The following is a 20,719-nucleotide window of genomic DNA, read 5'->3' on the forward strand; positions in this document are numbered from 1 at the left end:
GTCAGCCTACGTCCGGCCCCCGCCGGTGGGCAGCAGCTACGGCAGCGGTTTGGTCAGCTTCTTGCCGTCCGGCCGGTTGCTGAGGGTCAGGGAGCAGGAGACGGTGTTCTTCCCCTGCAACTGGTAGCCCGTGAGCTTCGGGTACAGCGCGTAGTAGAAGTACCCGGGGTTGTCCTTGACGTCCTTCAGGTGCTTGGCGGCGTCCGCCTCGCACAGCTTCAGGACCTTGGCCTTGAGCGCGGCCTCGGTGGCGAAGGTGCCCGTGATGGTCTCGTTGGCGATGACCTCGGCGTCGTGCGGGCCGTTGCAGGAGACCGTGGTGACCTCGGTGACGCCGGTGTCCAGTCCCGGGTCGTCGAAGCACTGGCCGGGGCTGAGCACGACGTACTTGCGGAAGGTCTCCGAGGGGTCCGGCTCCGTGGACGCCGTCGCCGTGTCCTGGGTGGTGGGGGCCGAGGCCGTGGGGCTGCTGCCGGTGGACCCGGTGGCGCCCTTGTCGTCCTCGCCGCCGTTCAGCGCGATCGCCAGACCGCCGACGACGACGGCTATGAGGACGACCGCGCCGATGGCTATCGCGGCCACCTTCGCACCGCCACCGCCGCGCGGCGGCTGCGGCGGGGGCGGGTAGCCGTAACCCCCGCCCTGCTGCGGCGGTCCGGGGAACTGCGGCTGGTTCTGGTACGGCGGCGACGGCTGCGGCTGGTACTGCGGCTGAGGCTGGTACTGCGGCGGGCCGAACCCCCCGGGGGGCGGCCCAAAACCGCCGCCCTGTCCGGAGCGCGGGTCGTCGGGCGGCGACGGCGGAGGAAAACTCATGGACGAAGCATGCCCCATGCGGGTGAGCGAAGTGCGGGCAGGAGCCGAAGTCGTGCCGCTGGGAGCGGGCAGAATGGAGGTATGGAATCCCCGCTCGACCCAGCCGTCGCCGCCCGTCTCAAGCGCACCGCCGACGGCCTCGTGCCCGCCGTCGCGCAGCAGTACGACACCGGCGAAGTCCTCATGCTCGGATGGATGGACGACGAGGCGCTGCACCGCACCCTCACCACCGGCCGCTGCACCTACTGGAGCCGCAGCCGCCGGGAGTACTGGGTCAAGGGCGACACCTCCGGGCACGTCCAGCACGTGAAGTCCGTGGCCCTGGACTGCGACGGCGACACGATCCTGGTCAAGGTCGACCAGGTCGGCGCGGCCTGCCACACCGGCGACCGCACCTGCTTCGACGCGGGCGAACTGCCGCTGTCCTGAAGCGGCCGCGCCCGGGCACTAGGCTGCGGACCATGACCACGGGCACCGTCACCCCCGATCCCGACACCTTCCGCAAGCTGGCGCAGGACCGCCGTGTCATCCCGGTCAGCAGGAAGCTGCTGGCCGACGGGGACACCCCGGTCGGCCTGTACCGGAAGCTCGCGGCCGAGCGCCCCGGCACCTTCCTGCTGGAGTCCGCGGAGAACGGCCGCTCGTGGTCCCGCTACTCCTTCGTCGGCGTCCGCAGCGCCGCCACCCTGACCGAGCGCGACGGCCGCGCCCACTGGCTGGGCACGCCCCCGGTGGGCGTGCCGGCCGGCGGCGACCCGCTGGAGGCGCTGCGGGCCACGATCGAGGCCCTGCACACCCCGCGCGACCTGCACGACGACGCCGGACTGCCGCCGTTCACCGGGGGCATGGTCGGCTACCTCGGCTACGACGTCGTACGCCGCCTGGAGCGCATCGGCGACCACGCCCGCGACGACCTGGAGCTGCCCGAGCTCACCATGCTGCTCACCTCCGACCTGGCGGTGCTCGACCACTGGGACGGCTCGGTGCTGCTGATCGCCAACGCGATCAACCACAACGACCTCGACACCGGCGTCGACGAGGCGTACGCCGACGCCGTGCGGCGGCTCGACGCCATGACCGCCGACCTGGCCCGCCCCGTGGACTCCGCGCCCGCCGAACTGCCGCCCTCCCGGCTCCCGGAGGAGGTCACCTCCCGCTTCGGCGGCGCGGCGTACCAGGCGGCGGTGGAGACGGCCAAGGAGTACATCCGGGCCGGCGACGCCTTCCAGGTCGTGCCCTCGCAGCGGTTCGAGACGCCCTGCCCGGCGAGCGCCCTGGACGTCTACCGCGTGCTGCGGGCGACCAACCCCTCCCCGTACATGTACCTGCTGCGCTTCGACGGCTTCGACGTCGTCGGCTCCAGCCCCGAGGCGCTGGTCAAGGTCGAGGACGGCCGGGCCATGGTGCACCCCATCGCGGGCACCCGGCCGCGCGGCGCGACGCCGCGGGAGGACCAGGCGCTCGCCGACGAACTGCTCGCCGACCCCAAGGAGCGTGCCGAGCACCTGATGCTGGTCGACCTGGGCCGCAACGACCTCGGCAGGGTCTGCGAACCCGGCAGCGTCGAGGTCGTCGACTTCATGTCGATCGAGCGCTACAGCCACGTCATGCACATCGTCTCCACCGTCACGGGCAGCGTCGGCGCCGGCCGCACGGCCTTCGACGTCCTCACCGCCTGCTTCCCCGCGGGCACCCTCTCCGGCGCTCCCAAGCCGCGCGCGATGCAGATCATCGACGAGCTGGAGCCCACCCGGCGCGGCCTGTACGGCGGCGCCGTGGGCTACCTGGACTTCGCCGGCGACTCCGACACCGCCATCGCCATCCGCACCGCGGTGCTGCGCGACGGGACCGCGTACGTGCAGGCCGGCGCCGGCATCGTCGCCGACTCCGACCCGGTCAGCGAGGACACCGAGTGCCGGAACAAGGCTGCCGCGGTGCTCCGCGCCGTCGCCACGGCCGGCCGGATGCGTGCCGGGGCGTGACCGGCGCGGCCGGGCCCCGCGTGCCGGGGCGGCGCGGCGACGGGGGATAGTGGTCGGGTGAGCAGCCCCGCACCTCAGCCCAGCACCGTCGCAGAACCGGCAGCCGAGCCCGCAGCCCGCCGGGCGGGCGGCCGCGGCAGCCTCGTCCTCGCCCTGGCGAGCGGCGTGCTCGGCGCCGCGGTCGTACTCCTGGCCTCGAGCAAGACCTGGCAGGAGGGCAGCGCGCCGTTCGCCGACGGCGGGATGCCGGTCAGGGTCTCCGGCCACCAGGTGACCGGGGTGCCGGGAGCGCTCGCGCTGGTGGGCCTCGCCGCCCTCGTGGCGGTCTTCGCCGTACGGGGAGCGGGCCGGCTGCTCGTGGGCGGGCTGCTCGCGCTGTGCGGGGCCGGGGCCCTCGCGGCGGCGCTGCTCGCGTTCGGCGACACCGCGGCCCTGGACGCGGCCGCGGCGACCGCCAGCGGCCTGTCCCGTACGACCGTCAACGGGTCCTCCACCAGCGCCTGGCCGGGTGTGTCGGCGGCCGGCGGCGTGCTTCTGCTGCTGGCCGGCACGGTCGCCCTGCTCCGCGCGCGGACCTGGCCCGGCATGTCGGACCGCTACGACCGCGACACCCCCAAGGCGGCGCCCCCCGCCCGCACCGCCGCGGGTGGGGAGGAGCGCCCCGAGGACCTGTGGAAGGCGCTGGACCGGGGCGAGGACCCCACCGAGTCGCCCTGACGCGCCGGGCCACCCCCCGCGCGCGGAGCGTGAGCGCAACGGGGGACAATGGCCCCTGACGCGCGCCATCGCGCGGGCGGACGAACTGACGACCCTTTCTCGAAGAACGACTTGGGAGCACTCATGGCGGGCAACAGCCACGGACACACCCCTGCCGCCTGGACCGGCGTGACCATCGCCTTCATCGGCTTCTGCGTCGCGGCTGCCTTCGTCGTCCTGGCGGAGCCGATCGGGATGTTCGCCGGCCTGGCGGTCGCCGCCCTGGGCGGGCTGGTCGGTCTCGGCATGCGCGCCGCGGGCCTCGGCAAGCCGATGCCGGAGCGGCAGCGCGGCTGACCCGGGCAACGGGCGCGCGGAGCCGCCGCCGGCACACCGCCGGCGGCGGCTCCGCGCTTTCCGGCCACCCCGGCTGTTCGGGGCGGCCACGAGGCGGGACAATCACCGGGTGACCGAGACTGCCGCAAGGCCGAAGCCGAGTGACCTCCTCGCCCCCCTGGGCGTCCTCGGCGGTGTCGCCGCCGCCTTCGCCTACGTCGGCACCTTCGACCCGAACGAGGCCGGGCACTACCCCGTCTGCCCCCTGCTGCGCTACGGGGGCGTGTACTGCCCGGGCTGCGGCGGGCTGCGGAGCGCGTACGCGGTCGTGCACGGCGACTTCGGCGCGGCGCTCGGCCTCAACGCGCTGGCCGTGGCCGGTTATGCGCTCTTCGCCGTGCTGTGGACGGTCTGGCTCACCCGGACGCTGCGCGGCAGGTCCTTCTCGCTCCCCCTGCGGGCCGTCCACTGGTGGACGATCGCGGGCGTCGTGCTGCTCTTCACCGTCGTCCGGAACCTTCCGTTCGGGGCCGCACTGGCGCCCTGACCTGCGCCGGGGCGGCGCCCGGACCGTCCGGTCGGCGGGCCCTCGCTCCGCCGGATGCGGGTCCTCCGCCGCCCGGCGGTTACCATCGCAGTGCCGGTGGAACATCTCACTGGCTTGATCGTTTCGCTTTCGGAAGGGGTCCTCTCGCGTGAGTGTGCTCGACGAGATCATCGAAGGCGTCCGCGAGGACCTTGCCGAGCGGCAGGCCCGGGTCTCCCTCGACGAGCTCAAGGATCGGGCGGCGAAGGCGCGCGACGCCAAGGACGGCGTGGCGGCCCTGCGGGGGGACAGCGTCAAGGTCATCTGCGAGGTCAAGCGGTCCAGCCCCTCCAAGGGGGCCCTCGCCGCCATCGCCGACCCCGCGGGCCTCGCCGCGGACTACGAGGCGGGCGGCGCCGCCGTCATCTCGGTCCTCACCGAGCAGCGCCGGTTCGGCGGTTCGCTGGCCGACCTCGAGGCCGTCCGCGGCAAGGTCGACATCCCGGTCCTGCGCAAGGACTTCATCGTCACCGCCTACCAGCTCTGGGAGGCCCGCGCCTACGGTGCGGACCTCGCGCTGCTGATCGTCGCGGCGCTGGAGCAGGACGCGCTGGTCTCCCTGATCGAGCGGGCCGAGTCCATCGGGCTCACCCCGCTGGTCGAGGTGCACGACGAGGAGGAGGTCGATCGGGCGGTCGACGCGGGCGCCCGCATCATCGGCGTCAACGCGCGCAACCTCAAGACCCTCGAGGTCGACCGAGGCACCTTCGCCCGTGTCGCCCCGGAGATCCCGGACCACATCGTGAAGGTGGCCGAGTCCGGCGTCCGCGGCCCGCACGACCTCATCGCCTACGCCAACGACGGCGCCGACGCCGTCCTCGTCGGCGAGTCCCTGGTGACCGGCCGCGACCCCAAGGCCGCCGTGGCCGACCTCGTCGCCGCCGGCGCGCACCCCGCGCTGCGCCACGGGCGGGGCTGACCGGCACCATGACGAGCTACGCGCGACTGGCCCGGGGCTGCCGTCCCCGTGGCTGCCGCGCGCCCGCGCGGCGCGTCCTCGGCCGCCGCGTGCGCTACCACATCGGCTGCGAGCCGGGTCAGATCAACGGGCGCCGATGGCGCTGACGGTGGCGCCGTCCGCCTGAAGACCGGGGCACGGGCGTGCCCACCGGCGTCCCGCCGGTGACCGCCCCTGCGTGCTCCCCGGCCGCGGGCGCGCGCCCATGCCGCGGGCGGCGCCCCATGCGCCGCCGGCGCCGTAACGTGACCATTGGTACGCGAAACCCTGGGGGCCGCCGACGCGCGCCCCCGAAGGAGCCGAGAACGTCATGTCCGAAGACTTCTTCATCCCCGACCCCGAGGGCCGGGTCCCCAGCGCCGAGGGCTACTTCGGCCGGTTCGGCGGCAAGTTCATCCCGGAGGCGCTGGTCGCCGCCGTGGACGAGGTCGCCGTCGAGTACGACAAGGCGAAGTCCGACCCCGCCTTCGCCGCGGAGCTGAACGAGCTGCTGGTGCACTACACCGGTCGCCCCAGCCCGCTCACCGAGGTGCCGCGGTTCGCGCGGCACGCCGGCGGGGCACGGGTCTTCCTCAAGCGGGAGGACCTCAACCACACCGGCTCGCACAAGATCAACAATGTGCTGGGCCAGGCGCTGCTCACCAAGCGCATGGGCAAGACCCGGGTCATCGCCGAGACCGGCGCAGGGCAGCACGGCGTGGCCACGGCCACCGCCTGCGCCCTGTTCGGCCTGGAGTGCACCATCTACATGGGCGAGGTCGACACCGAGCGCCAGGCGCTCAACGTGGCCCGCATGCGCATCCTCGGCGCCGAGGTCATCCCCGTGAAGTCGGGCAGCCGGACCCTGAAGGACGCGATCAACGAGGCGTTCCGCGACTGGGTCGCCAACGTGGACCGCACCCACTACCTGTTCGGCACGGTCGCGGGCCCGCACCCCTTCCCGGCGATGGTGCGCGACTTCCACCGCGTCATCGGCGTCGAGGCGCGCCGCCAGATCCTGGAGCGCGCCGGCCGGCTGCCGGACGTGGTCGCCGCCTGCGTGGGCGGCGGGTCCAACGCGATCGGTCTGTTCCACGCCTTCATCCCGGACGAGGGCGTACGCCTGCTGGGCCTGGAGGCGGCCGGCCACGGCGTGGACTCCGGCGAGCACGCGGCGACGCTGACCGTCGGCGAGCCCGGCATCCTGCACGGCTCCCGCAGTTACGTCCTGCAGGACGACGAGGGCCAGATCACCGAGCCGTACTCGATCTCGGCAGGCCTGGACTACCCCGGCATCGGCCCCGAGCACGCCTACCTCAAGGAGACCGGCCGCGCCGAGTACCGCCCGGTCACCGACGACGAGGCGATGCAGTCGCTGCGCCTGCTGTCCCGCACCGAGGGCATCATCCCGGCCATCGAGAGCGCCCACGCCCTCGCGGGTGCGCTGCAGATCGGCCGGGAACTCGGCGAGGAGGGCCTGGTCCTGGTCAACCTCTCCGGGCGCGGCGACAAGGACATGGACACGGCCGCCCGCTACTTCGGGCTGTACGACGAGGCTGAAGGAGCACAGCGGTGAGCGGGCAGATCGAGCTGCTGGACCGGACCCTGGCCGGCGCCAGGACCGAGGGCCGCGCCGCCCTGGTGGCCTACCTCCCGGCGGGCTTCCCGACCGTCGAGGGCGGCATCGAGGCGGCGAAGGCCGCCCTGGAGGGCGGCGCCGACGTCGTCGAGATCGGCCTTCCGCACAGCGACCCCGTGCTGGACGGCCCGGTCATCCAGACCGCGGACGACATCGCGCTCCGCGGCGGCGTGCGGATCAAGGACGTGCTGCGCACGGTCCGCGAGGCGCATGCCGCGACCGGGAAGCCGATCCTGGTCATGACGTACTGGAACCCGGTCGACCGCTACGGGGCCGAGCGGTTCGCCGCAGAACTGGCGGAGGCCGGCGGCGCCGGCTGCATCCTGCCGGACCTGCCGGTGGAGGAGTCCGAGGTGTGGCGGAAGGCCGCCGAGCAGCACGGACTGGCCACGGTGTTCGTGGTCGCCCCGAGCAGCCGGGACGAGCGGCTGGCGAAGATCACGGCGGCGGGCTCCGGCTTCGTCTACGCGGCCTCGCTGATGGGCGTCACCGGCACCCGTGAGAGCGTCGGCGCCGAGGCGGCGGACCTGGTGCGGCGTACCCGCGCCCAGACCGAGCTGCCGGTCTGCGTCGGCCTGGGCGTCTCCGACGCCGCCCAGGCGGCCGAGGTGGCGGGCTTCGCGGACGGGGTGATCGTCGGCTCCGCGTTCGTCAAGCGGCTGCTCGACGCGCCGGACCTGGAGCGGGGCCTCGCCGGCGTGCGCGAGCTCGCCGCGGACCTGGCCCGGGGCGTCCGCCGGTAGCGGCGCCTCACTCTTCCGGGCGAAACATGGGCCGGGGGCACGCGCGAGCGTGCCCCCGGTTCGTTGTGCCGGGGTGTGAGCGAGAAGAACCGTGAAGGAAAGCGCAACGCCCGGGACCGGCTGCAGGAGCAGCGGGCGGACGACCAGCGCCGGCAGAAGCGCAAGAGGACGGCGATCGTCGCGGGCTCCGTGGTGGGGGTCCTGGTCGTCGGCGCGGTCATCGGGGTCGTGGTGTCCAACAGCGGTGGCGGCTCCGTCGCCCCGGCCGTCGCCCCGGCGGGCGCTACGGGCAAGGACAAGCTGGCCCTCCCCAACGGCGCGAGCGACGCCCCGTCCACCCTGACCGTGTACGAGGACTTCCGGTGCCCGGCCTGCGCGGCCTACGAGAACGAGCTCCGCGACACCATCCACGGCCTCCAGGACGAGGGCCAGCTCAAGGTCGAGTACCACCTCGTCCGGCTGATCGACGGGAACCTGGGCGGCACCGGCTCGCTCGACGCCGCCAACGCCGCGGCCTGCGCGCAGGACGAGGGCAAGTTCCGCGCGTACCACGACGTGCTGTACCAGAACCAGCCGCAGGAGAACGACGACCGCTTCGCCGACAAGAACCACCTGCTGGAGCTGGCGGCCAAGGTTCCGGGGCTGAAGACCCCCGCTTTCACCAGCTGCGTGAAGGACGGTACGTACGACGACTGGGTGAATGCCAACAACAAGGCCTTCGGCGCCGCCGGCTTCAACTCCACGCCCACCATCCTGCTCAACGGCGGCGAGAACCTGCTGGCGAAGGGGCAGCCCAACTTGACCGCGGACCGGCTGAAGCAGCTGGTCACCGAGGCCAACAAGGGCAAGAAGCCCGGTACCGCGACGCAGGGCGCCACCCCGCCGAGCGCGTCCGGGTCGCCGGGAACGGCGAGCGGCTCGGCACCCGCGGGAGGCTCTCCCGCGGCCCCGCAGAGCGGCTGAGCCCCGCTCCCGTTATCCAGCCGTTGCCGGGCGGGTGCCCGTCGTAGCCGCCCGGCACGGTAGCGTCGGGAGTGCCATGGAACTCGAACTCGCATTCATTCCCAGCCCGTCGCGCGGGGTCATCCACCTCGGCCCCATCCCACTGCGCGGCTATGCCTTCTGCATCATCATCGGCGTCTTCGTGGCCGTGTGGCTCGGCAGCAGGCGATGGGTCGCCCGCGGCGGACAGAAGACCACGGTCGCGGACATCGCCGTCTGGGCGGTGCCGTTCGGCCTGGTCGGCGGTCGCCTCTACCACGTGATCACCAGTTACGAGCTCTACTTCGGTGAGGGCAAGGACTGGGTCAACGCGTTCAAGATCTGGGAGGGCGGCCTCGGCATCTGGGGCGCCATCGCCCTGGGCGCCCTCGGTGCCTGGATCGCCTGCCGGCGCCGCGGCATCCCGCTGCCCGCGTACGCCGACGCCGTGGCGCCCGGCATCGCCTTCGCCCAAGCCATCGGCCGCTGGGGCAACTGGTTCAACCAGGAGCTCTACGGGCGCGCCACCGATCTGCCCTGGGCGCTGAAGATCGACAGCGCCCACCGGCCCGCGGACAGCCTGGACGCCGCGACGTACCACCCGACCTTCCTGTACGAGTCGCTGTGGTGCGTCGGTGTGGCCGTGCTGGTCATCTGGGCCGACCGGCGCTTCAAGCTCGGCCACGGCCGCGCCTTCGCGCTCTACGTCGCGGCGTACACCGTCGGGCGCTTCTGGATCGAGTACCTGCGCGTCGACGACGCCCACCACGTCCTGGGCCTGCGGCTCAACGACTGGACCTCGATCCTGGTCTTCGCCGCCGCGGTGGCCTACATGGTGGTCTCGGCGAGGCTGCGGCCGGGCCGTGAGGAGGTCGTCGAGCCGGCGGCCCTCGCCGCGGCCGAGGCCTCCGCTGAGGACACGGACCCCGACGCGAAGGACGCGGACGCGAAGGACGCCGACGCGAAGGACGCGGACGCGAAGGACGCCGACGCGAAGGACGCGGACGCGAAGCCGGCCGACGAGAAGGCGGCGGACGGGGACGGCGAGAAGACCGCATCCGCCGACGAGGCGGAGCCCGGCCCGGACCGGGACGAGGAGGACGGCGCCCCCGTCCCCGTCGAGGCCGAGGCCAAGCCCGCCAAGAACCTCTGACGCGTACGTCGCGCAGCCCGCGGCCGCCGTTCACCACCCGGTGACGGCGGCCGCGGCGTTTTCCCTCCCGGCGAGTTTTCGCAGGTAAGGCAGGCTTTCCTTGCTGGAAACGCAGGGAATTCGAGCGTACGGTCGAGGCGTTCGAGGGAGGGACGCGGGGACCGCCGCCCCGGGGGAAGGAGCACCTTGACCATGTCGTCAGCCGTGGAGCGCAGCGCACTGGGCACGGCCCCCGAGCGGACGCCGGGGGAGGACGGGCAGGCGGCGCCGTACCACGTGGCGCACCACACCCACCGGGACGTGAGCGGCGGCTGGCTGCGTCCGGCGGTGTTCGGGGCGATGGACGGCCTGGTGTCGAACCTGGCGCTCATGACCGGCGTCGCCGGCGGCAATGTGGCCCCCTCCACCATCGTGATCACCGGATTGGCGGGACTCGCGGCGGGCGCTTTCTCGATGGCCGCGGGCGAGTACACCTCGGTGGCCTCGCAGCGGGAGCTGGTCCAGGCGGAGCTGGACGTCGAGCGGCTGGAACTGCGCCGCAATCCCAAGGACGAGCTGCGCGAACTGGCCGCGCTGTACGTCGCTCGGGGCGTCGAGCCGGAGCTGGCCGAGGAGGTCGCCCGGCAGATGTCCAGGGACCCGGAGATGGCCCTGGAGATACACGCCCGCGAGGAGCTGGGCGTCGACCCGACCGATCTGCCCTCGCCCCTGGTCGCGGCCGGTTCCTCGTTCCTGTCCTTCGGTGTCGGCGCCCTGCTGCCCGTGCTCCCGTACCTGTTCGGCGCAACGGTGGTCTGGCCCGCGGTGATCGTGGCGCTGATCGGTCTCTTCCTCTGCGGGGCGGCTGTGGCGCGTGTGACGGCGCGCAGCTGGTGGTTCAGCGGACTTCGGCAGCTCGTCTTGGGCGGAGCCGCCGCCGGGGTTACCTTCGTTCTGGGCGCGCTGTTCGGCACCGCCGTCGGTTGAGCCGGGTGACGGCCACAAGCGACTTGTTACCCGCTCGTTTCAGCGCGACCGACAGAGGGCATCAGTCTGTGGCGCCGTGGGCAGTGTCGCCTGCGTCTCACGTGAGCGATGCTGGCCCAAAACTGCCTGCTCGTAGCGCTGCTCAGTCCACATGATGGAACTGGCTATCCACTTTTCGGCCATCCGGCCATCATGTAACCTGCACGAAATCGCAGAGGGCCAACGTCGTCCCTAGTGCGCATGTCATATGCCAGATGACGACGACGGGAGAGCCGATGCGTTCCGCGTCCACGCACCCCCAGGCCGCCGGCGCCGGTTCCGGCCGGGCCCACATGGACGGGCGTCCCGCCCCCCAGGGGATGTACGACCCCCGCAACGAGCACGACGCCTGCGGCGTCGGTTTCGTGGCCACCCTCACCGGTGAGGCGGACCACGCGCTCGTGGAGCAGGCACTGACCGTGCTGCGCAACCTGGAGCACCGCGGGGCCACCGGCTCCGAGCCGGACTCCGGCGACGGCGCGGGCATCCTGATGCAGGTCCCGGACGCGTTCCTGAGGGCGGTCGCCGGCTTCGAGCTGCCCGCCGCCGGCCGGTACGCGGTCGGCACGGCCTTCCTGCCCGTCGAGGACGAGGACCGCCGCAAGGCCGTCGAGTCCATCGAGCGGCTGGCCGCCGAGGAGGGCCTCGCCGTCCTCGGCTGGCGTGAGGTGCCGATCGGCCCCGACACCCTCGGTGCCACGGCGCGCTCGACGATGCCGTACTTCTCCCAGCTCTTCGTCGCGGACGCCGGGGGCACCCGGACCGGGATCGACCTCGACCGCCCGGCCTTCGTGCTGCGCAAGCGCGCCGAGCGCGAGGCGGACGTCTACTTCCCGTCGCTGTCGGCGCGCACGCTCGTCTACAAGGGCATGCTGACCACCGGCCAGCTGGAGCCCTTCTTCCCGGACCTGTCCGACGAGCGCATCGCCACGGCGATCGCCCTGGTGCACTCCCGTTTCTCCACCAACACCTTCCCCAGCTGGCCGCTGGCGCACCCGTACCGCTTCGTCGCCCACAACGGTGAGATCAACACCGTCAAGGGCAACCGCAACTGGATGCGCGCCCGCGAGTCGCAGCTCGCCTCGGGCCTCTTCGGCGGGGACCTGGAGCGGATCTTCCCGGTCTGCACCCCGGACGCCTCCGACACGGCGACCTTCGACGAGGTGCTGGAGCTGCTCCACCTCGGCGGCCGCTCGCTGCCGCACAGCGTGCTGATGATGATCCCCGAGGCGTGGGAGAACCACGACTCCATGGACCCGGCCCGGCGTGCCTTCTACCGGTACCACTCCACCCTGATGGAGCCCTGGGACGGCCCGGCCTGCGTCACCTTCACCGACGGTTCCGTCGTCGGCGCCGTCCTGGACCGCAACGGCCTGCGCCCCGGCCGCTACTGGGTCACCGACGACGGCCTGGTCGTGCTCGCCTCCGAGTCCGGCGTGCTGGACGACATCGCCCCGGACAAGGTGGTCCGCAAGGGCCGGCTGCAGCCCGGCAAGATGTTCCTGGTCGACACGGTCCGGCACCGGATCATCGAGGACGACGAGATCAAGGCCCAGCTCGCCGCCGAGCACCCCTACGGGGAGTGGCTGGACGCCGGCCTGATCCACCTCGACGACCTGCCCGAGCGCGAGCACATCGTGCACACCCACGCCTCGGTCACCCGCCGCCAGCAGACCTTCGGGTACACCGAGGAGGAGCTGCGGATCCTCCTGGCGCCGATGGCCAAGACCGGCGGCGAGCCGCTCGGCTCCATGGGCACCGACTCGCCGATCGCGGCGCTGTCCGAGCGGCCCCGGCTGCTCTTCGACTACTTCACCCAGCTGTTCGCGCAGGTCACCAACCCGCCGCTGGACGCCATCCGCGAGGAGCTGGTCACCTCGCTGATCAGCGCCGTCGGACCGTCCGGCAACCTGCTGGAGCCCTCCCCGGCCTCCTGTCGCAACATCACCCTGCCGTTCCCGGTGATCGACAACGACGAGCTGGCCAAGCTCATCCACATCAACGCCGACGGCGACCTGCCGGGCCTCAAGGCCGCGACACTGTCGGGTCTGTACCGGGTCTCCGGCGGCGGCGAGGCCCTGGCCGCGCGGCTCACCGAGATCTGCGCGGAGGCGGACGCCGCCATCGAGGACGGCGCCCGCCTGATCGTGCTCTCCGACCGGCACTCGGACGCCGAGCACGCGCCGATCCCGTCGCTGCTGCTCACCTCGGCCGTCCACCACCACCTCATCCGCACCAAGCAGCGCACCCAGGTGGGCCTGCTGGTCGAGGCCGGCGACGTCCGCGAGGTGCACCACGTCGCGCTGCTCATCGGCTACGGCGCCGCGGCGGTCAACCCGTACCTGGCGATGGAGTCGGTCGAGGACCTGCTGCGCGCGGGCACCTTCATCTCGGACGTCGAGCCCGAGGCGGCCATCAGGAACCTGATCAAGGCGCTGGGCAAGGGCGTGCTGAAGGTGATGTCCAAGATGGGCATCTCCACCGTCGCCTCCTACCGCGGCGCGCAGGTCTTCGAGGCCATCGGTCTGGACACCGACTTCGTCGACACCTACTTCCACGGCACCACGACCAAGATCGGCGGCGCCGGTCTCGACGTGGTCGCCAAGGAGGTCGCGGCCCGCCACGCCAAGGCCTACCCGGCCTCCGGCATCGCCCCGGCGCACCGCCGGCTGGAGATCGGCGGCGAGTACCAGTGGCGCCGTGAGGGCGAGCCGCACCTGTTCGACCCGGAGACGGTCTTCCGGCTGCAGCACGCCACCCGCTCCCGCCGCTACGACATCTTCAAGCAGTACACGGAGCGGGTGAACGAGCAGTCCGAGCGCCTGATGACGCTGCGCGGACTGTTCCGGTTCAAGGACGGCGAGCACGCCCCGATCCCGGTCGACGAGGTCGAGCCGGTCTCCGAGATCGTCCGGCGCTTCTCCACCGGTGCCATGTCGTACGGCTCCATCTCGCGCGAGGCGCACGAGACGCTGGCCATCGCCATGAACCAGCTGGGCGGCAAGTCCAACACCGGCGAGGGCGGCGAGGACCCGGACCGCCTGTACGACCCGGCGCGCCGCTCCGCGATCAAGCAGGTCGCCTCCGGCCGCTTCGGCGTCACCTCGGAGTACCTGGTCAACGCGGACGACATCCAGATCAAGATGGCCCAGGGCGCCAAGCCCGGCGAGGGCGGCCAGCTGCCCGGCCACAAGGTCTACCCGTGGGTGGCCAGGACCCGGCACAGCACCCCCGGCGTCGGCCTGATCTCGCCCCCGCCGCACCACGACATCTACTCCATCGAGGACCTGGCGCAGCTCATCCACGACCTGAAGAACGCCAACCCGCAGGCCCGCATCCACGTGAAGCTGGTCTCCGAGGTCGGCGTGGGCACGGTCGCGGCGGGCGTCTCCAAGGCCCACGCGGACGTCGTGCTGATCTCCGGCCACGACGGCGGCACCGGCGCCTCCCCGCTGACCTCGCTGAAGCACGCGGGCGGCCCCTGGGAGCTGGGCCTGGCCGAGACCCAGCAGACGCTGCTGCTCAACGGCCTGCGCGACCGCATCGTGGTGCAGACCGACGGTCAGCTCAAGACCGGCCGCGACGTCGTCATCGCCGCCCTGCTGGGCGCCGAGGAGTTCGGTTTCGCGACCGCGCCGCTGGTGGTCTCCGGCTGCGTGATGATGCGGGTGTGCCACCTGGACACCTGCCCGGTCGGCATCGCCACCCAGAACCCGGTGCTGCGCGACCGCTTCTCCGGCAAGGCCGAGTACGTGGTGAACTTCTTCGAGTTCATCGCGCAGGAGGTCCGCGAGCTCCTCGCCGAGCTGGGCTTCCGCTCGATCGAGGAGGCCGTCGGCCACGCCGAGCTGATCGACGCCACCGCGGCGGTCGACCACTGGAAGGCGCAGGGCCTGGACCTGGCCCCGCTCTTCCACGTGCCCGACCTGCCCGAGGGCGCGGCCAGGCACCGCACCACCGACCAGGACCACGGCCTGGCGAAGGCGCTCGACAACGAGCTGATCGCGCTCGCCGCGGACGCCCTCGACAACGGCGACCCGGTCCGCGCCCAGGTCGCGATCCGCAACGTCAACCGCACGGTCGGCACCATGCTCGGCCACGAGGTGACCAAGAAGTACGGTGGCGCCGGGCTCCCCGACGACACCGTCGACATCACCCTGACCGGCTCCGCGGGCCAGTCCTTCGGCGCCTTCCTCCCCAAGGGCATCACGCTCCGCCTGGAGGGCGACGCCAACGACTACGTCGGCAAGGGCCTGTCCGGCGGCCGGGTGATCATCCGTCCCGACCGCGGCGCCGACCACCTGGCCGAGTACTCGACCATCGCCGGCAACACCATCGCCTACGGCGCCACGGGCGGCGAGCTCTTCCTGCGGGGCACCACCGGCGAGCGCTTCTGCGTGCGCAACTCCGGTGCCACCGTCGTGTCCGAGGGCGTGGGCGACCACGGCTGCGAGTACATGACCGGCGGCCGCGCGCTCGTCCTCGGCCCGACGGGCCGCAACTTCGCGGCGGGCATGTCCGGCGGCATCGCGTACGTCCTCGACCTCGACCCGGACAACGTCAACCCCGGCATGGTGAACGTCGAGGACCTGGACGCCGACGACATCAAGTGGCTGCACGACGTGGTGCGCCGCCACCAGGAGGAGACGGGCTCCACCGTCGCCGAGAAGCTCCTCGCCGACTGGGGCCACACCCTCACCCGCTTCGGCAAGGTCATGCCGAGGGACTACAAGGCAGTGCTCGCCGCCAAGAACGCCGCCGAGCAAGCCGGGCTCTCCGAGTCCGAGACCGTCGCGAAGATGATGGAGGCGGCAAATGGCTGACCCGAAGGGCTTCCTCACCACGCCCCGCGAGACCGCTCCGACCCGCCCGGTCGAGCAGCGCAAGCAGGACTGGAACGAGGTCTACGTTCCCGGCGGCCTGCTGCCGATCATCTCCAAGCAGGCCGGACGCTGCATGGACTGCGGCATCCCCTTCTGCCACAACGGCTGTCCGCTGGGGAACCTGATCCCCGAGTGGAACGACTACGCCTACCGCGAGGACTGGAAGGCCGCCAGCGAGCGCCTGCACGCGACCAACAACTTCCCGGAGTTCACCGGTCGCCTCTGCCCGGCCCCCTGCGAGTCCGCCTGTGTGCTCGGCATCAACCAGCCGGCGGTGACCATCAAGAACGTCGAGGTCACCATCATCGACAGGGCCTGGGACAGCGGGGACGTCACCCCGCAGCCCCCGGACCGGCTCTCCGGCAAGACCGTCGCCGTCATCGGCTCCGGCCCGGCGGGTCTGGCCGCCGCCCAGCAGCTGACCCGGGCGGGCCACACGGTCGCGGTGTACGAGCGGGCCGACCGCATCGGCGGTCTGCTGCGCTACGGCATCCCCGAGTTCAAGATGGAGAAGCGGCACATCAACCGCCGCATCGAGCAGATGCGCGCGGAGGGCACCAAGTTCCGCACCGGTGTCGAGATCGGCCGCGACATGGACGGCGCCAAGCTGCGCAAGCGCTACGACGCCGTGGTCATCGCCGCGGGTGCCACCGCGGCGCGCGACCTCCCCGTCGAGGGACGCGAACTGGGCGGCGTCTACCAGGCCATGGAGTACCTCCCGCTGGCGAACAAGGTGCAGGAGGGCGACTTCGTCGCCCCGCCGGTCTCCGCCGAGGGCAAGCACGTCGTCGTCATCGGCGGCGGCGACACCGGCGCCGACTGCGTCGGCACCGCGCACCGCCAGGGCGCGCGCTCGGTCACCCAGCTGGAGATCATGCCGCGGCCGTCGGACGACCGCCCGTCGCACCAGCCGTGGCCGACCATGCCGATGACGTACAAGGTCACCTCCGCCCACGAGGAGGGCGGCGAGCGGGTCTACGCCGTCAACACCATGCGGTTCGAGGGCGACGAGGACGGCAACGTCAAGGCGCTGCACCTCGTCGAGGTCGAGTTCCAGGACGGGAAGTTCGTCCCGCAGCCCGGCACCGAGAAGGTCATCCCGGCCGAACTGGTCACCCTCGCCATGGGCTTCACCGGCACCGACCAGCGCAACGGCCTGGTCGAGCAGCTCGGCCTGGAGCTCGACGCCCGCGGCAACATCGCCCGCGACAAGGACTTCACCACCAATGTGGACGGGGTCTTCGTCGCAGGTGACGCGGGCCGCGGCCAGTCGTTGATCGTGTGGGCCATCGCCGAGGGCCGTTCCGCGGCCCGCGCGGTGGACCACTACCTCACCGGCGCGAGCATCCTGCCTGCCCCGATCCGCCCGACGGATCGCCCGCTGACGGTCTGACCACCCGTCACACCTGAGACGTCCCGTACAAGGGCGTACGGAACGGAACGCGGCGCCTGCCCTCACCCGACCGGGGGCAGGCGCCGCACTGCGATGTCGTCGAACTCCACCCGGGCGTCCTCGGTGTAGGCGCCCACGGCGCCCCGTGTGTAGGGGCGTTCGGCGTCCGTGTACGCGGTCAGGAAGCGTCCGTCGACCGTGATCGTGAGCGTGCCGCCACGCTGCTCCACCTCGATCCGGTACCGGTGCCCGGTGGGGAACGGCGCCGGACCGGTGGCCAGGAAGCGCTGGCCGCCCGGGTAGGCCGGATCGCGCTTGCCCAGCTCCCAGCCGTTGGGCTTGAGGGCGAGGTAGTAGAAGTGCTCCGGGTCGCGGTACGCCCAGACCAGCCACGGCACCTCCCAGGGGTTGGGGCGCGGGGTGCGCAGCTGGCGGAGCGTCCGGGTGCGCGCCGCGTACGCCATGTCCCCGTACTCCTCGGTGGAGACCACCAGGCCCGCGTGGGTGACGTCCGGCCGGTCCGCCGCGCCCGGAGTGAGCAGCAGCGACGTGGCGTCCCCGCGGTTGTCGCCGTAGCCGTCGTACACCGAGAGCCAGGGTCCGTGCACCGTGCCGTCCGTCCAGCCGGGCCCGGCGCTCGCGCGGTCCTGGCAGGCGTACACCACCGCGCCCAGCACCAGCAGCAGGGCGAGCACCAGCCCGGCGGACCGCGGGCCCCTCCGCCGCGGGGGGCGCAGGGGCCTGGGCGCGGAGGGGCTCAGGGCGGTGGTCATGCCGCGGGGGAGGGCTCCGGGGCGCGCGGCGGCCGGACCGCGGAGGAGAGGCCCGTGGGCACGTCCTCCCCGAAGTCCTCGGCGAGCTGGGCGAGCACGCGTTCGGCAGCCCGTCCGTCGCCGAAGGGATTGCCCGCGGTCGCCATCCGGTGGTACTCGGCGGGGTCGTCCAGCAGCCGGCCCGCGGCCGCCAGGATCGCCTCGGGATCGGTGCCGATCAGCCGGGCGGCGCCCGCTTCCACGGCCTCCGGCCGCTCGGTGGTCGTACGCAGCACCAGCGTGGGCTTGCCGAGGCTGGGCGCCTCCTCCTGGATGCCGCCGGAGTCGGTGAGGACGAGGTCGCAGTCGGCGAGGGTGGCGGCGAAGTCGGGGTAGCCCAGCGGCTCGACGACGTGGACGGCGTGGTGGCCGGTCAGTTCGGGCAGCAGCGCGTCGCGCACGGCGGGGCTCTTGTGCAGCGGCAGCAGGATCTCCACGTCCCCGCGCTGGCCGAGCCGGCGCAGCGCGCGGCCCATGGCGCGCATCCGCTCGCCCTGGTTCTCCCGGCGGTGCAGGGTGAGCAGCACCCGGCGGCGGCCGCTGCCGGGGAACGCGCTGCGGCCGACGCCCTCCCCGAGCACCCACAGCAGATTGTCGACGACCGTGTTGCCGGTGGTGAACACCTGGGTGTCGGGGGTGCCCTCGGCGCGCAGGTGGGTGGCGGCCCGCGGGGTGGGCGCGAAGTGCCAGCGGGCGATCCGCCCGATCAGCCGGCGGTTGAGCTCCTCGGGGAAGGGGTTGTCGAGGACGCCGGTGCGCAGGCCCGCCTCGACGTGGGCGACCGGGACCCGTTCGTAGAAGGCCGCCAGCGCCCCGGTCAGCGCGGTCGTGGTGTCGCCCTGGACGATCACCAGGTCCGGGCGGTCGTTCCGGATGACCTCTCCGAGTCCCTCCACCAGACGCGCGGTCAGCTCCGAGAGCTGCTGGCGCTCGCGCATCACGTCGAGCCCGGCCTTGGCGGGAACCTGGAGCAGCTCCAGCATCTGGTGGAGCATCTCGCGGTGCTGCCCGGTGGTGACCACGACCGGCTCGAACAGCCGCGAGGCCGCCATGGCACGCGCCACGGGGGCCAGTTTGATCACTTCGGGCCGGGTGCCGAGGACGAGCATCGCACGGATGGTTCCCGGCACTTCGGGCAGTTCGACTGGGTAAGCGGACATGGTTCCCCCCTGGGACGGTGGTGCTGGTGTGCGGTGAGAGAAGTGTGGGCCGTCAGGTGCGCCCGGTCTTCAGCCAGGTGCGCTTGCCGGTGGCCATCCGCCACAGACCCCACCAGCCGGCGGCGAACCAGATGTAGCCGTAGAGGATGAAGGCGTGCGCCACCAGGACGGAGCGCACCAGCCCGAGCGTGCGCTCGCGCTTGGCGTAGACGAAGCCGTAGACGTAGGCCGCGGTGAAGGAGAGCAGGTACGGGCCGAGCAGCCACATCGGCGACACGAGCGGCCGGCCCTGCTGGAACGAGGCGAGGACGGTGCCCGCGACGGCGACCAGGAAGGAGAGCGGCAGCAGCGAGGTGAGCAGGATCAGCACCGGGCTGGACAGGTGGTAGAGCAGGTCCAGGGCCGGGCGGGTGGCGACCTCGCGCAGGATCAGCGGGACCAGGTTGGCCGACTGCAGGTGCCCCTGGAACCAGCGGGAGCGCTGCCGCACCAGGCGCCGTACGTCGAGCACGGCCTGCTGGGACACGGCGGCGGTGGTGCAGTACTGGTTGCGCCAGCCGCGGGCGATGAGCCGGACCCCGAGGTCGAGGTCCTCGGTCAGGCTGTCGCTCCAGGGGCCGTCGCCGCCGAGGGTGTCGAGCGCGGACAGCCGCATGAACTGCCCGTTGCCGCCCATCCCGACGCTGCCCAGGAAGCGCCGGGCGCTCTGGAAGACGTCGCCGTAGACGACGAACTCCATGTCCTGCAGCCGGGCCAGCAGTCCCAGGTGACGGTTGTACATGCGGACGCCGATCTGGACGGCGCCGGTCGACGGGTCGTCGAAGCAGGGGTCGACGGCCTGGATGGTGTGCGGGTCGAGCCGGCCGTCGGCGTCGACGACGCAGATGACGACGTCCTCGGGGGCGCGGTGGCCGAGCAGCCCGGCGGCCCGCAGATGGCGCACACCCGCGTTGAGCGCCGCGCCCTTGCCGCGCCGGGCGTCGGGGAGGCGGCGCTGGTAGAGCCAGACCCGTGAACTGTCGGCGGCCCGGGCGACCTCGGCCGTACGGTCGTCGGAGGCGTCGTCGATGACCAGTGCCACGAAGCTGTCGGCGGGCAGCGAGGTGATCCGGGCCAGGCTCTCGGCGAGGACCTTCTCCTCGTTGAGGCAGGCGAGCAGGAAGACGTAGAAGCGCTGCCGTCCCGGCCGGCGGACCCGGCGGATGTGCCGCCGGGAGAGCAGGAACAGCGTGGTGTTGTAGGTCCCGGCCAGCACGATCAGGGCGGTCGCGGCCCACAACGCGAACTGGCCGGTCATGACCCGCCCCCGGTGGGGCGGCCGGCCGCCGCCGCACGGGCCGAGGGCCGGCGGAGCCAGAGTCTCGCCGCTATCAGACCGAATGCGATCAAGCAATACAGCAGGAAGCCCATTCCTGCCGCTATTTGTAAACCCCTGGCGAACGGAATGCCAGGGACAGTTCTCGAAGCCGTGGCCATGCCGGCCAGCGGCAGCATTGTGCCCAGTGCGGGCCTTCCGTACATGAGTGAGTCCCCCCAATGTGTTCCGGTGCGAAAGGCCGTCCGGAACTCCAGGGCAGGAAGTTAGCAGATACTTTTT

Annotated in this window: 18 protein-coding genes; 14 read left to right on the plus strand and 4 right to left on the minus strand. The window is 72.4% G+C overall.

The genetic code is table 11. The features are described from left to right. Nucleotides 1-36: 36 nt before the first annotated feature. The gene (locus CHF15_RS02810; RefSeq protein WP_143681512.1) at nt 37-816 is read right to left on the minus strand and encodes a hypothetical protein; all 780 of its coding nucleotides are present in this window, start codon (nt 814-816) and stop codon (nt 37-39) included. Between the two features lie 81 nt (nt 817-897). Here CHF15_RS02810 and hisI point away from each other — a divergent pair, with 81 nt between their 5' ends. The 14 genes from hisI to CHF15_RS02875 all read left to right on the plus strand — a co-directional run bounded on the left by hisI (nt 898) and on the right by CHF15_RS02875 (nt 17,150). Then, nucleotides 898-1,245: a phosphoribosyl-AMP cyclohydrolase gene (hisI, locus tag CHF15_RS02815; protein WP_018557174.1), complete on the plus strand. Its 348-nt coding sequence runs from the start codon at nt 898-900 to the stop codon at nt 1,243-1,245. 32 nt (nt 1,246-1,277) lie between these two features. Next, a complete protein-coding gene (locus CHF15_RS02820) occupies nt 1,278-2,798 on the plus strand; it encodes an anthranilate synthase component I (protein WP_089221950.1) in 1,521 nt (506 codons plus the stop codon). A 57-nt stretch (nt 2,799-2,855) separates the two neighbouring features. Beyond that, nucleotides 2,856-3,515 (plus strand): TIGR02234 family membrane protein, encoded by a 660-nt coding sequence (locus CHF15_RS02825; protein ID WP_089221951.1) that lies wholly within the window; start codon nt 2,856-2,858, stop codon nt 3,513-3,515. Between the two features lie 123 nt (nt 3,516-3,638). After that, a complete protein-coding gene (locus CHF15_RS02830) occupies nt 3,639-3,851 on the plus strand; it encodes an HGxxPAAW family protein (protein ID WP_018557177.1) in 213 nt (70 codons plus the stop codon). Between the two features lie 109 nt (nt 3,852-3,960). Then, nucleotides 3,961-4,377, plus strand: coding sequence for a DUF2752 domain-containing protein (locus CHF15_RS02835; RefSeq protein ID WP_107418523.1), 417 nt, complete (start codon nt 3,961-3,963; stop codon nt 4,375-4,377). A 148-nt stretch (nt 4,378-4,525) separates the two neighbouring features. Continuing rightward, nucleotides 4,526-5,335: an indole-3-glycerol phosphate synthase TrpC gene (gene trpC, locus CHF15_RS02840; RefSeq protein ID WP_089221952.1), complete on the plus strand. Its 810-nt coding sequence runs from the start codon at nt 4,526-4,528 to the stop codon at nt 5,333-5,335. Between the two features lie 8 nt (nt 5,336-5,343). Further along, the gene (gene trpM / locus CHF15_RS46680) at nt 5,344-5,481 is read left to right on the plus strand and encodes a tryptophan biosynthesis modulator TrpM (protein WP_375818389.1); all 138 of its coding nucleotides are present in this window, start codon (nt 5,344-5,346) and stop codon (nt 5,479-5,481) included. A gap of 203 nt (nt 5,482-5,684) precedes the next feature. Then, nucleotides 5,685-6,929: a tryptophan synthase subunit beta gene (gene trpB / locus CHF15_RS02845; RefSeq protein WP_089221953.1), complete on the plus strand. Its 1,245-nt coding sequence runs from the start codon at nt 5,685-5,687 to the stop codon at nt 6,927-6,929. Continuing rightward, a complete protein-coding gene (gene trpA / locus CHF15_RS02850) occupies nt 6,926-7,735 on the plus strand; it encodes a tryptophan synthase subunit alpha (protein ID WP_089221954.1) in 810 nt (269 codons plus the stop codon). Before trpB ends, trpA begins: the two co-directional genes overlap by 4 nt. Nucleotides 7,736-7,810: 75 nt before the next feature. Next, nucleotides 7,811-8,698: a DsbA family protein gene (locus CHF15_RS02855; RefSeq protein ID WP_089221955.1), complete on the plus strand. Its 888-nt coding sequence runs from the start codon at nt 7,811-7,813 to the stop codon at nt 8,696-8,698. Between the two features lie 76 nt (nt 8,699-8,774). Further along, entirely contained in the window at nt 8,775-9,869 is a 1,095-nt protein-coding gene (gene lgt, locus CHF15_RS02860) for a prolipoprotein diacylglyceryl transferase (protein WP_089221956.1), read from the plus strand. 192 nt (nt 9,870-10,061) lie between these two features. Next, nucleotides 10,062-10,835 carry a VIT1/CCC1 transporter family protein gene (locus tag CHF15_RS02865; protein WP_245938629.1) on the plus strand — a complete coding sequence of 258 codons (774 nt, stop codon included), beginning with the start codon at nt 10,062-10,064 and terminating at the stop codon, nt 10,833-10,835. Nucleotides 10,836-11,110: 275 nt separating this feature from the next. After that, nucleotides 11,111-15,697, plus strand: coding sequence for a glutamate synthase large subunit (gltB, locus tag CHF15_RS02870; RefSeq protein ID WP_089221957.1), 4,587 nt, complete (start codon nt 11,111-11,113; stop codon nt 15,695-15,697). Then, complete coding sequence (locus tag CHF15_RS02875; protein ID WP_089221958.1) at nt 15,690-17,150, plus strand: glutamate synthase subunit beta; 1,461 nt, start codon at nt 15,690-15,692, stop codon at nt 17,148-17,150. Before gltB ends, CHF15_RS02875 begins: the two co-directional genes overlap by 8 nt. Nucleotides 17,151-17,212: 62 nt before the next feature. Here CHF15_RS02875 and CHF15_RS02880 read toward each other — a convergent pair whose 3' ends face one another. Genes CHF15_RS02880 through CHF15_RS02890 form a run of 3 tightly spaced genes read right to left on the minus strand, consistent with a single transcriptional unit; the run spans nt 17,213 to nt 20,419 of the window. Then, the gene (locus tag CHF15_RS02880) at nt 17,213-17,923 is read right to left on the minus strand and encodes a DUF6250 domain-containing protein (RefSeq protein ID WP_089221959.1); all 711 of its coding nucleotides are present in this window, start codon (nt 17,921-17,923) and stop codon (nt 17,213-17,215) included. After that, a complete protein-coding gene (gene wecB / locus CHF15_RS02885) occupies nt 17,920-19,122 on the minus strand; it encodes a non-hydrolyzing UDP-N-acetylglucosamine 2-epimerase (RefSeq protein ID WP_245938630.1) in 1,203 nt (400 codons plus the stop codon). Before wecB ends, CHF15_RS02880 begins: the two co-directional genes overlap by 4 nt. A 52-nt stretch (nt 19,123-19,174) precedes the next feature. After that, nucleotides 19,175-20,419, minus strand: coding sequence for a glycosyltransferase family 2 protein (locus CHF15_RS02890; protein ID WP_089221961.1), 1,245 nt, complete (start codon nt 20,417-20,419; stop codon nt 19,175-19,177). Nucleotides 20,420-20,719: the final 300 nt, after the last annotated feature.

The organism is Actinacidiphila glaucinigra (assembly GCF_900188405.1).
Lineage (GTDB): Bacteria > Actinomycetota > Actinomycetes > Streptomycetales > Streptomycetaceae > Actinacidiphila > Actinacidiphila glaucinigra.

What these genes read in the sequence shown, in the direction of transcription:
- CHF15_RS02810 (WP_143681512.1), bottom strand. Translation starts at nt 816, where the DNA reads ATGAGTTTTCCTCCGCCGTCGCCGCCCGACGACCCGCGCTCCGGACAG.
- hisI (WP_018557174.1), top strand. Translation starts at nt 898, where the DNA reads ATGGAATCCCCGCTCGACCCAGCCGTCGCCGCCCGTCTCAAGCGCACC.
- CHF15_RS02820 (WP_089221950.1), top strand. Translation starts at nt 1,278, where the DNA reads ATGACCACGGGCACCGTCACCCCCGATCCCGACACCTTCCGCAAGCTG.
- CHF15_RS02830 (WP_018557177.1), top strand. Translation starts at nt 3,639, where the DNA reads ATGGCGGGCAACAGCCACGGACACACCCCTGCCGCCTGGACCGGCGTG.
- trpM (WP_375818389.1), top strand. Translation starts at nt 5,344, where the DNA reads ATGACGAGCTACGCGCGACTGGCCCGGGGCTGCCGTCCCCGTGGCTGC.
- trpB (WP_089221953.1), top strand. Translation starts at nt 5,685, where the DNA reads ATGTCCGAAGACTTCTTCATCCCCGACCCCGAGGGCCGGGTCCCCAGC.
- lgt (WP_089221956.1), top strand. Translation starts at nt 8,775, where the DNA reads ATGGAACTCGAACTCGCATTCATTCCCAGCCCGTCGCGCGGGGTCATC.
- CHF15_RS02865 (WP_245938629.1), top strand. Translation starts at nt 10,062, where the DNA reads ATGTCGTCAGCCGTGGAGCGCAGCGCACTGGGCACGGCCCCCGAGCGG.
- gltB (WP_089221957.1), top strand. Translation starts at nt 11,111, where the DNA reads ATGCGTTCCGCGTCCACGCACCCCCAGGCCGCCGGCGCCGGTTCCGGC.
- CHF15_RS02875 (WP_089221958.1), top strand. Translation starts at nt 15,690, where the DNA reads ATGGCTGACCCGAAGGGCTTCCTCACCACGCCCCGCGAGACCGCTCCG.
- CHF15_RS02880 (WP_089221959.1), bottom strand. Translation starts at nt 17,923, where the DNA reads ATGACCACCGCCCTGAGCCCCTCCGCGCCCAGGCCCCTGCGCCCCCCG.
- wecB (WP_245938630.1), bottom strand. Translation starts at nt 19,122, where the DNA reads ATGTCCGCTTACCCAGTCGAACTGCCCGAAGTGCCGGGAACCATCCGT.
- CHF15_RS02890 (WP_089221961.1), bottom strand. Translation starts at nt 20,419, where the DNA reads ATGACCGGCCAGTTCGCGTTGTGGGCCGCGACCGCCCTGATCGTGCTG.